Source organism: Candidatus Streptomyces philanthi (genome assembly GCF_059553635.1).
Genome location: NZ_JCANQV010000205.1, coordinates 1 through 10,720, shown reverse-complemented (window position 1 = coordinate 10,720; position 10,720 = coordinate 1). Strand labels below are relative to the sequence as shown.

The 10,720-nt window shown below is 72.2% G+C and carries 10 protein-coding genes; 6 read left to right on the top strand and 4 right to left on the bottom strand.

Annotation, left to right across the window (positions count from 1 at the left end):
• The coding region (locus AC51EU_RS21330; protein ID WP_496268622.1) for an SCO2322 family protein at positions 1-350 on the bottom strand (350 nt) is incomplete at its 3' end.
• Positions 347-1,618: an SCO2321 family membrane protein gene (locus AC51EU_RS21325; protein ID WP_496268621.1), complete on the bottom strand. Its 1,272-nt coding sequence runs from the start codon at positions 1,616-1,618 to the stop codon at positions 347-349. The genes AC51EU_RS21330 and AC51EU_RS21325, both read right to left, overlap by 4 nt.
• Before the next feature lie 538 nt (positions 1,619-2,156).
• On the opposite strand from AC51EU_RS21325, the gene AC51EU_RS21320 reads away from it, so the two are divergent.
• Together AC51EU_RS21320 and AC51EU_RS21315 are read left to right on the top strand one after the other, a co-directional pair.
• On the top strand, positions 2,157-3,608 hold the full coding sequence (locus AC51EU_RS21320; RefSeq protein WP_496268620.1) for an aldehyde dehydrogenase: 1,452 nt from the start codon (positions 2,157-2,159) through the stop codon (positions 3,606-3,608).
• A complete protein-coding gene (locus AC51EU_RS21315) occupies positions 3,608-3,841 on the top strand; it encodes a ferredoxin (RefSeq protein WP_496268619.1) in 234 nt (77 codons plus the stop codon). Before AC51EU_RS21320 ends, AC51EU_RS21315 begins: the two co-directional genes overlap by 1 nt.
• A 109-nt stretch (positions 3,842-3,950) precedes the next feature.
• Here AC51EU_RS21315 and AC51EU_RS21310 read toward each other — a convergent pair whose 3' ends face one another.
• A complete protein-coding gene (locus AC51EU_RS21310; protein ID WP_496268618.1) occupies positions 3,951-4,595 on the bottom strand; it encodes a TetR family transcriptional regulator in 645 nt (214 codons plus the stop codon).
• Between the two features lie 240 nt (positions 4,596-4,835).
• Here AC51EU_RS21310 and AC51EU_RS21305 point away from each other — a divergent pair, with 240 nt between their 5' ends.
• From AC51EU_RS21305 to AC51EU_RS21290, 4 genes are all read left to right on the top strand, one after another.
• Positions 4,836-6,203 (top strand): glycosyltransferase family 4 protein, encoded by a 1,368-nt coding sequence (locus AC51EU_RS21305; protein WP_496268617.1) that lies wholly within the window; start codon positions 4,836-4,838, stop codon positions 6,201-6,203.
• A 48-nt stretch (positions 6,204-6,251) separates the two neighbouring features.
• Complete coding sequence (locus AC51EU_RS21300) at positions 6,252-6,986, top strand: class I SAM-dependent methyltransferase (protein ID WP_496268616.1); 735 nt, start codon at positions 6,252-6,254, stop codon at positions 6,984-6,986.
• Positions 6,983-8,053 (top strand): prenyltransferase/squalene oxidase repeat-containing protein, encoded by a 1,071-nt coding sequence (locus AC51EU_RS21295; protein ID WP_496268615.1) that lies wholly within the window; start codon positions 6,983-6,985, stop codon positions 8,051-8,053. The genes AC51EU_RS21300 and AC51EU_RS21295 overlap by 4 nt, the downstream gene beginning before the upstream one ends.
• 360 nt (positions 8,054-8,413) lie before the next feature.
• Positions 8,414-9,934, top strand: a complete 1,521-nt coding sequence (locus AC51EU_RS21290; RefSeq protein ID WP_496268614.1) for an FAD-binding oxidoreductase — start codon at positions 8,414-8,416, stop codon at positions 9,932-9,934.
• 8 nt (positions 9,935-9,942) lie between these two features.
• Here AC51EU_RS21290 and AC51EU_RS21285 read toward each other — a convergent pair whose 3' ends face one another.
• Positions 9,943-10,680 (bottom strand): class I SAM-dependent methyltransferase, encoded by a 738-nt coding sequence (locus AC51EU_RS21285; RefSeq protein WP_496268613.1) that lies wholly within the window; start codon positions 10,678-10,680, stop codon positions 9,943-9,945.
• Between the last annotated feature and the right edge of the window lie 40 nt (positions 10,681-10,720).

Here is a 10,720-nt window from a genome sequence, read left to right as displayed (position 1 = left end):
CAGCCGCGGCGAAGCCGCGCGCCGGCGCCGCCGAAGTCGACCACGACCCCGACGCGCTTGGTGCCCTCCTTAGCGGGCGTGTTCGCGCACAGCGCGGCGAAGTCGGCGCCGGCGCGCGGCTTCGCCGCGGCTGCGGAGTCCGCGCTGACGGTGAAGCGGAAACCGATCACCGTGCCGTCCGCGGGCCGCAGCGTGCCGGGCCCCTCGGTGGCGTACGCCCACCCCCCGCCCCTCGGGGCGGTCCAGAACGACCAGTAGCGGTACTCCTGCGCCTGGGCGGGCGCCGCGGCGAGACCGGTGACCGCGCCCGCGAGCAGCAGCGCGCCGGCGAGAGCGCCGCGCCGCCTCACAGCGTGTTCCTCTTGCGGTTGCTCAGCAGGAAGCCGATGCCCGCGCCGAAGGCGAGCCCGCCACCGATGATCCACCACAGGTTGGGGCCCGAGCCGCCGCCGGAGTCCTCGGTCTTCTCGGCGGAGGGCTTCGCGGCGGCCGGCTTCGGCCCGGTGGCGTTCAGCGCCGCGACCAGGTCGGTGCCGCCGAAGTGCCGCGGGTCGGTACCGGTGGCGTGCGCGGTGAGGACGAGCTGCGCGTACGCGGCCGGGCCGCCCTGCCGCGCCCACTCGGGGCCGTGCTTCTCCAGCCAGGCGAGGGGCTTGCGGGCGGCCGCGCCGTGCCCGCCCACGGCCAGGGCGAGCACCGCGTTCGCGGTGGTGCCGACGTCCGGCTGCTTCCCGGCGCCCGGCATCGCCGACAGCAGGTGCTGCCCGTCCTTGTCGAGCCGCGCCACCAGGTGGGCGCTCGCCGCCTCGGCCGCCGCCTTCGGGTCGTCCCCGTGCTCGGCCTCGCCGTCCTTGCAGGCCAGGGGCGCGACGGGGGTGTCGGCCTCCTTGCCGGCGGGCTTGACGACGAAGCCGAGGCCGCGGGCGCCCAGCGCGGCCGCGGCGGTGGCGCTGTCGTTCGCCGCGAGCGTGTCGTCCTGCCGCTGGAAGGCGAACGCGCCCCGCTCGGCCTCCTTCGCGTCGCAGCCCACCCTCAGGGCGAGCAGCGCGTCGTACGGGGACCTGCCCTTCTTCGAGGTGACGGCATCCGGCTTCGTGCCCGCGGCGGCCAGCGCGCCGATCACCACGGACGTGGAGTTGGTGTCGCTCGCCGCGCCGGGCCCGGTCATCGAGGGCCAGCCGCCGTCGTCGTTCTGCACCGACTTCAGCCAGGTGACCGCCTTCTGCACCGCCGCGCCGTGCCCGCCGAGCGCGGTGAGGGCCTGTACCGCGACGGCGGTCTGGTTGGTGTCCCGCTTCGCCGCCGCGTCGCAGGGCTTGCCCGGTTCGGCGCGGAAGGCGGTGAACGCCCCGTCGGCGCACTGCTGGCCCGCGAGCCAGTCCACCGCCCGGTCCGCCGGGCGCACGCCCGCGGTGTGCTGGGCGAGCAGCGCGAGCGACTGCCGCCACACCCCGTCGTACTGCGGTGACGCGGTGCCGTACAGGCCGTCGGGCAGCTTGCCGGGGGAGGGGGAGGCGGCGGACGCGGCGGGTGCGGCGGCGCCCAGCACGGCCACGGCGGCCAGTACGGCGGCCGTACGGCGGGCCGGGACGGCGGGGAAGGGGGCCTTGGGGACCATCGGTCGGTGCCTCTCGGGGTCGGTTCGCGGCGGGACGCGCGGCCGCGCTCGGACCGCCACGTGGCGGTCCTCGGACCGTGGACGGTGGCACCGGGCTCGGCTCCGCATTCCTCGGCGGTGCCGCGCACCGGCCGGCACCCGGTGGGGCCGGTCCGGTGGCGCGAGCCTTGGTCGTGCCCCGCCGGGTGCTCCGGCTCGTACGGGCGGCCGCCGCGGCTGCGCGCGTACGGGCCCGTCCTCACGGTTGCGGGTCAGCGCCGGAATTCCACCGGCTTCCCCCGGTCGGACACGGATGAAGTTGTCACGCCCACCTTAAACCGGACAGGTGGCCGGGTGGCCCGGACGGACGCGGCGGGGGAGGCGGGCGGCGGTCACGGCCGTGCCGTGGACGGCGTGTGCCGGAGCTGGTATCAGTTTCTGATGCAGCATCAGAAAAAAGAAGGGGACTCTGTGCGGTCACACGGGAACTCTGCGTGACCGTGCGTGCGTTGTCGGGTCAGGTGCCAGGGCAGGGAACCGATCGCGGGAGGCGGCGGCGATGAGCGAGCTCGTCGAGCACGAAAAGCTCTACATAGGCGGGGAGTGGGTCGACCCGGCGGGCCCGGGGGTGATCGACGTGGTCTCGCCGCACACCGAGCGGCTCATCGGCCGCGTCCCGCACGCCTCGCGCGCCGACGTGGACCGCGCGGTGGCCGCGGCCCGCCGGTCCTTCGACTCCGGGGTGTGGGCGAACGCCCCCCTGGCGGACCGGATGGCGGTGGTGACACGGATCAAGGACGCCCTCGCGGCACGCAGCGAGGAGTTCGCCCGCCTCATCGGCGCCCAGAACGGCACACCGGTCACCTCCGGCGTCCTGGTGCAGTCGCTCGCCGCGGTGATGGTGTGGGACGCGGCCCTCGCCGTCGCGGCCGGCACCACGTACGAGGAGCGCAGGGCCGGGGTGCTCGGGCCGCTGCTGGTGCGGCGGGAGCCGGTCGGGGTGGTCGCCGCCGTCGTCCCGTGGAACGTCCCCCAGTTCACCGCCGCGGCCAAGCTCGCTCCCGCGCTGCTCGCGGGATGCTCCGTGGTGCTCAAGACCGCGCCCCAGACCCCGCTCGACGCCTGTCTGCTCGCCGACATCGCCACCGAGGCGGGGCTGCCGGAAGGAGTGCTGTCGGTCCTGCCGGCCGACCGCGAGACCAGTGAGTACCTGGTCGGTCACCCGGACGTCGACAAGGTGTCCTTCACCGGCTCGGTCGCGGCGGGCCGCCGTGTCATGGAGGTCGCCTCCCGCCATCTGGCCCGCGTCACGCTGGAACTGGGCGGCAAGTCCGCTGCGGTGATCCTCCCGGACGCCGACCTGGACGCCGCGGTGGCGGGCATCGCCCCGTTCGCCTGGATGATCAACGGCCAGGCGTGCGTCGCCCAGACCCGCGTCCTCGCCCCGCGCGAGCACTACGACGAGATCGCCGAACGCTTCACGGCGGCGGCCCGCGCGCTGCGGACCGGTGACCCGCTCGACCCCGCCACCGAGATCGGCCCGCTGGTCAGCCGCCGCCAGCAGCAGCGCTCCCTCGACTACATCGCCCTCGGCAAGAAGGAGGGCGCCACCCTCCTGGCCGGGGGTGCCGTCCCCGAGGACCACCCCACGGGCTGGTACGTCGAACCCACCCTTTTCGGCGATGTCTCCAACACCCGGCGGATAGCCCGCGAGGAGATCTTCGGCCCGGTCGTCTGCCTGCTGCCGTACGACGGGGAGGAGGAGGCCATCCGGATCGCGGACGACTCGGAGTACGGCCTGTCCGGCTCGGTGTGGACGGCGGACACCGAACGCGGCATCGACGTGGCACGCCGGGTGCGTACCGGCACGTACTCGGTCAACGGCTTCAGCATCGACATGCTCGGCCCGTTCGGCGGCCGCAAGAACTCCGGCATCGGGCGGGAGTTCGGCCCCGAGGGCTTCGCCGAATACCTGGAGTACAAGACGATCCACCTCCCGGCGGGTGCGTGATGGGCGCCCGCTGGCGGGTGGAGGTGGACCGCGGTGTCTGCATCGGCTCGGGGATGTGCGCGGCGGTGGCGCCGGACGGCTTCCGGCTCGACGCCGCACGGCAGGCGCACCCCGCGGCACCCGAGACCGACGCCGGCGACGCCGTCCTGGCGGCGGCCGAGGGCTGCCCCGTGGAGGCGATCGCCCTCACGGTGGCGGAGACGGGGGAGGTGGTGTTCCCGCCCGGGGAATGAGCCGGCGGGAGGCCGTGGAATGCCGGGCGGCCGGGGGTGGTTCGGGCGTGCGCGTCCCGCCGGGCGGCCGGGGCGGATGGCCCGACGCGCCGCCCCGGCCCGCTACGGGTCAGCCGCGCGCCCCCGCGTCCTTCCCCGGTGCCGTGAGGTCGATCAGCCGGCAGACCGTCTCGATGTCGATCTTCACCTGGGCGATCGACGCCCGCCCCGACAGCCAGGTCACCAGCGCCGAGTGCCAGGTGTGCTCGATGACCCGGACCGCCGACAACTGCTCGGGGGAAGGCGGCCCCTCCAGCCCCATCGCGTCCAGGATGATCGCCGTCGTCAGCCGGGAGACGGTGTCCACCTCCGGGCTCACCGACCGGTCCGCGAAGGTCAGCGCGCGCACCATCGCGTCGGCCAGATGCGGTTCGCGTTGCAGCGCCCGGAAGGCCCGCATCAGGGTCTGGGCGACCCTCGCCCCCGGGACTTCCTCGGACGGCGGGCGCTTGCGCAGCGTCCCGTGCAGATGCTGGAGCTGGTCCTGCATGGTCGCGACCAGCAGATGCACCTTGGAGGGGAAGTAGCGGTAGAGGGTCCCCAGCGCCACACCGGAGGTCTCGGCGACCTCGCGCATCTGCACGGCGTCGAAACCGCCGCGGCTCGCCAGCCGGGCACTGGCGTGCAGGATGCGGCGGCGCCTGGCCTCCTGACGCTCGGTCAGGGGAGGTGCCGCGGGGAGCGCCGGTCCGGCCGCCCTGGATTCCGTCGTCATCTGTCCCACTCCCTGGCATTCCGTCCGCGATGCGGTGCGCGCCACCGGCGTGACCGGCACAGCATGGCAGGGCGCCGGGCCGTGGCGCGAATCACCTGGCCCGCCTCTTTCGGCCACCGCACCGGCCGGTAGATTCAAAGCTCGTCGAACTGATCAGTAGCATGGCAGTTCTGAAACTTGTTCTAGATTACCGCCGGCGGTTACGCTCCGGCGGAAGTCCCGTCGAGAAGGGGGCCGCGCGTGACCGCAGAGGCCGTCCGGGCAGCCGTGTCCCGTCCCGGCGACGTGTCACCGGCCACCGGCAAGACACCCGGCGACCGCCCCCTGCGCATCGCCCTGCTCACCTACAAGGGGAACCCGTTCTGCGGCGGACAGGGCGTCTACGTACGCCACCTCTCCCGCGAACTGGCCCGCCTCGGCCACACCGTCGAGGTGATCGGCGCGCAGCCCTATCCCGTCCTCGACGACGGGGTCACCCTCACCGAACTCCCGAGCCTCGACCTCTACCGCCAGCCGGACCCCTTCCGCACCCCCCGGCGCGGCGAGTACCGCGACTGGATCGACGCGCTGGAGGTCGCCACGATGTGGACCGGCGGCTTCCCCGAGCCGCTGACCTTCTCGCTGCGCGCCCGGCGCCATCTCGCCGCCCGCAGCGGCGCGTTCGACGTGGTGCACGACAACCAGACGCTCGGCTACGGCCTGCTCGGCGGCCCCGGCGCGCTCGGCGCCCCGCTGGTCACCACCATCCACCACCCCATCACCGTCGACCGCCGCCTCGACCTGGCCGCGGCCACCGACTGGAAGCGCCGCTCCTCCGTCCGCCGCTGGTACGGCTTCACCCGGATGCAGAAACGTGTCGCCCGCCGGCTGCCGTCCGTGCTCACCGTCTCCGGCTCCTCCCGCCAGGAGATCGTCGACGACCTCGGCGTCCCCGCCGACCGCATCCATGTCGTGCCCATCGGCGCCGACACCGACCTCTTCTCACCCGACCCCTCCGTCCCCGAGGTACCGGGCCGCATCGTCACCACCTCCAGCGCCGACGTCCCCCTCAAGGGCCTCGTCCACCTCGTCGAGGCACTCGCCGTGGTCCGCGCCGAGAACCCCGACGCGCATCTCGTGGTCGTCGGCAAGCGCGCCGACGACGGACCGGTCGCCGCCGCGATCACCCGCCTCGGCCTCACCCGCGCCGTCGAGTTCGTCAAGGGCATCAGCGACGCCGAACTCGTCGACCTGGTCCGCGGCGCCCAGGTCTCCTGCGTCCCCTCCCTCTACGAGGGCTTCTCCCTGCCCGCCGCCGAGGCGATGGCCACCGCCACCCCGCTGCTCGCCACCACCGGCGGCGCCCTCCCCGAGGTCGCCGGACCGGACGGCGAGACCTGCCTCGCGGTGCCCCCGGGCGACTCCGACGCCCTCGCCACCGGACTGCTCCGCCTCCTGGGCGACGCCTCGCTGCGCCAACGCCTCGGCACCGCGGGACGCGAACGCGTCCTCGCCCGCTTCACCTGGCGGCAGGCCGCCCTCGGCACCGCCGAGCACTACCGCGCGGCCATCGCCCAGCAGGCCGCCCGCCGCCCCGCCTCCGCGCCGGCCCCCGCCGGACGCGGCTGACCCCGCCGCCAGTCCCCGCCCCGACCCGCCGGACGAAAGCAGAACGCCGTGCTGACCGTCGACTTCTCCCGATTCCCGCTCGCACCGGGCGACCGCGTCCTCGACCTGGGCTGCGGCGCGGGCCGGCACGCCTTCGAGTGCTACCGGCGCGGCGCCCGCGTCGTCGCCCTCGACCGCAACGCCGAGGAGATCCGCGAGGTCGCCAAGTGGTTCGCCGCCATGAAGGAGGCCGGTGAGGCCCCCGAGGGCGCCACCGCCACCGCCATGGAGGGCGACGCGCTGGCCCTGCCGTTCCCCGACGACAGCTTCGATGTCGTCATCATCTCCGAGGTCATGGAGCACATCCCGGACGACAAGGGCGTCCTCGCCGAGATGGTCCGTGTCCTGCGCCCCGGCGGACGCATCGCCGTCACCGTGCCCCGCTACGGACCCGAGAAGGTCTGCTGGGCCCTGAGCGACGCCTACCACGAGGTCGAGGGCGGCCACATCCGCATCTACCGCGGCGACGAACTCCTCGCCAAGATGCGCGCCGCCGGCCTGAAGCCGTACGGCACCCACCACGCCCACGCACTGCACAGCCCCTACTGGTGGCTCAAGTGCGCCTTCGGCGTCGACAACGACCAGGTCCTGCCCGTGAAGGCGTACCACAAGCTGCTGGTCTGGGACATCATGAAGAAACCCCTCGCCACCCGGCTCGCCGAGCGCACGCTCAACCCCCTCATCGGCAAGAGCTTCGTCGCCTACGCCACCAAGCCGCACCTGCCCGAGGCGGACGCGCAGTGACGACACCGGGGCGTACCGAACGGCTGGTGCTGCCGGGCGTGCTCACCGCCGACCAGGCGGCCCGCACGGTCGCCGGCATCCTCGCCACCCAGCGCACCGACGGCGCCATCCCCTGGTTCCGCGGCCACCACCTCGACCCCTGGGACCACACCGAGGCCGCCATGGCCCTCGACGCGGCCGGCGCCCACGACCGCGCCGAGGCCGCCTACGAATGGCTCGCACGGCACCAGAACCCGGACGGCTCCTGGTACGCGGCCTACGCCGACGGCGACCCCGACGCGCCCACCGACCGCGGCCGCGAGACCAACTTCTGCGCCTACATCGCCGTCGGCGTCTGGCACCACTACCTCGCCACCGGCGACGAGTCCTTCCTCGACCGGATGTGGCCCGTCGTCTACGCCGCGATCGAGTTCGTCCTCGCGCTCCAGCAGCCCGGCGGCGAGATCGGCTGGAAGCGGGAGGACGACGGCACCCCCGTCACCGATGCCCTGCTCACCGGCTCCTGCTCCGTCCACCACGCGCTGAGCTGCGCCCTCGCCCTCGCCGACCAGCGCGAGCAGCCCCAGCCCGACTGGGAACTCGCCCTCGGACGCCTCGGCCACGCGATACGCCGCCACCCCGAACGCTTCCTGGACAAGTCCCGCTATTCCATGGACTGGTACTACCCGGTCCTCGGCGGCGCCCTGCGCGGCGCGGAGGCCCGCGCCCGTATCGACGAGGGCTGGGAGAAGTTCGTCGTCCCCGGCCTCGGCGTGCGCTGCGTCGACCCCAATCCCTGGGTGACCGGCGGGGAGAGCGCCGAACTCGCCCTGGCGCTCTGGGCGATGGGCGAGTCCGATCGCGCGGTGAGCATCCTGTCCTGGATCCAGCACCTGCGCGCCGAGGACGGCATGTACTGGACCGGCTACGTCTTCGACGACGACACCATCTGGCCCCGCGAACGCACCTCCTGGACGGCCGGCTCCCTGCTCCTCGCGGTGGCGGCCCTCGGCGGCGACGAGGCGACCACCTCCGTCTTCGGCGGCGAAGGGCTCCCGAAGGGGCTGGCCCCGGACTGCTGCGGTTAGGGCCTGTCACGGAAGTGGTCCGGGTCTCACGGTCGTGAAACCCGGACCGCTGCCGCGGCCAGGGTGTCCCGCGATCCCTCCGCGTCGATCAGGGTGGGCGCTGATCGCCCGTCACGCACCGCCTCAAATGGCGTGAAAACGACGGTGTTCACACCCGTCACGCCACATCCCCTCGTGAACAGCGGAAACAGCCGCTGAGCATGCCGGTGAACCGGCGCGACACGATCTTGCTCTATTCGTTCAAGGGTTCGTCGTGTCCTTCTTCCGTGTTAGCGTGCGGCCAACTTCCCCGACAAGAAAGTGGGTTGCGGCGTGACGCGAGAAAACTCCCGTCGCCTTTACCCGTTACCCGAGCGGCAGTTGCTCGGAAAGGCCGACGAGCGGTACGAGACGCTCAGGCAGGGGTTCAATCAACGGTTCGGCAGTACGCCGTCGCTCATCGGATTGATCGAGAGCGACAAAGACGCCGTCGCCATGCTGGATTACGCCCTGCAGAATCATCTGCGACCGACGGTGCGGGGCGGCGGCCACTGCTACGAAGGCTTCGTCGACACGAACGGCGTCATTCTCGACCTCAGCCCCATGAAGGGCGTACGTGCCGACAAGGACATACACGGAAGGCCGACATTCAGCGTCGAGGGCGGCGCGACCAACTGGGACGTCTACACCACCCTGTTCCGCGGATACGGGCGCACGGTTCCGGCGGGGTCCTGCTATTCGGTCGGCGCGGGCGGCCATATATGCGGCGGCGGATACGGGCTGTTGTCCAGGCGGGACGGGCTGACGGTCGACCATCTCGTCCAGGTCGACGTCGTGACCGTGCGGAACGGCCAGGTCAAGGTGGTGTGCGCCCACCGGGACGACGAGGACCCGCACAAGAAGGATCTCTTCTGGGCCCACACCGGAGGCGGTGGCGGCAACTTCGGGATCGTCCTGCGCTACCACTTCCGGGACGACATACCCGAGCCCCCGAAGCATGTGTGGCTCAGCAACGTCGCCTGGCACTGGAAAGACCTGGACCGGAATGATTTCGATCGGCTGCTGACGAACTACGGTAAGTTCTTCAAAACCTACAGCGCCGCCGGCGAACAGAAGTACAAGGATCTGTTCGCGATGCTCAAACTCACCCACAGGTCAAGCGAGAACATCGTCCTGGTGACCCAGTGGAACGGCGACGACTCGCGCCCCTTGGAGGAATTCCTGCAAGCCGTCCAGCAGGGAATGAAGGCCAGGGCGACCGTCCAGCACCGCCCCGTCGGCGGCCACTTCCTTTCCTATCCGGACATGCGCCGGATGCCCTGGTTCCAGGCCACCATGGACCTCAACGGCTCGGGGCACAACCAGCGCGGCAAATACAAGTCCGCCTATCACCGCAAGCCGTTCACCGCCGAGCAGATGGACGCCTTCTGGACGTGGCTGAACAAGGAAAAGCCCCCGGTCGACCTGAAGCAGACCCTGGTGCAGATCGACTCGTACGGATGCCGGATCAACGCGCGCGGTCCCAAGGAGACGGCCGTCCCGCAACGCGACTCGATCATGAAGCTCCAGTACCAGACCTACTGGACCAACCCGGACCACGACACGGCGCACCTCGACTACCTGCGGGGCTTCTACCGTGACGTCTACGCGAAGGACGGCGGCATCCCGGAGATCGCGTCCCGGAGCCACGACGGACTGACCGACGGCGCCTACATCAACTATCCGGACATCGACCTCGGTCAGCAGAGCATCGACCTCCAGGAGCCCCGGAATCCCGGGGCCGACTACCTGAGGCTCTACTACGGCGAGAACCTCGACCGCCTCCGCCGGACGAAGAGGTACTGGGACGGAGCCGACATCTTCCGGCACGCGCAGTCGATCCCGCCCGCGACCGAGGGCTGACGCCCGGATCAGGGCGTGGTGGGACGGCGGAACAGCGCCGTCCAGAGGAACGGCACCCCGAAGCGCCCGGAACCGGCGGGCTCCTCGCGCATGCGGCGCAGTTCCACCACCGTCAGGTCGGCGAAGATCCGGCGCAGTGACTTTGGGGTGTAGGCGAGGCCGCCGTGGAGACGCCCGTCGCGGTAGAAGTCGGCGTCGGAGAGTTCCGAGCCCATCGCACCGGCCGCGAAACAGGTGAGGGAGAAATGACCGCCAGGGGCCAGGCACCGGTCGAGGAGCGTGAGGTAGCTGACGCGGCGGTGCGGCGGCAGATGATGGAAGCAACCGGAGTCGTGGATCAGGTCGTAGGGGCCGGTGAGGCGGGTGCCGGCCAGGGTGAAGGCGTCACCGCGGTGGAACCGGACCCGGGCACCCGCCTCACGGGCCCGCTCCTCGGCCCAGTCCACGGCCGCCGGGGACAGATCGACGGCGTCCACCTCGAACCCCCGCGCGGCGAGCAGGAGCGCGTTGCGTCCCGGGCCGCACCCCAGGTCGAGCGCCCAGCCGCCGGTGACCAGACCCTGGTCGAGGTACGAGACCAGGTTCTCGTCCGGTTGCGCGGAGAAGAACGGGACGGGCCTGGCGCGGTCGGCGTAGAAGCCGTCCCACCAGGACGCCGCGCCGTCCGTCCACCGGTCGGCCCCCGGTGCGAACAGGCCGTCCAAGAGCTTCAGTACGTCCTCCGTCGTGCGGATGTCCCGGTCCATCCGGCCCCCTTTCCGATCCGGTGATGATAGGGACGGCGGC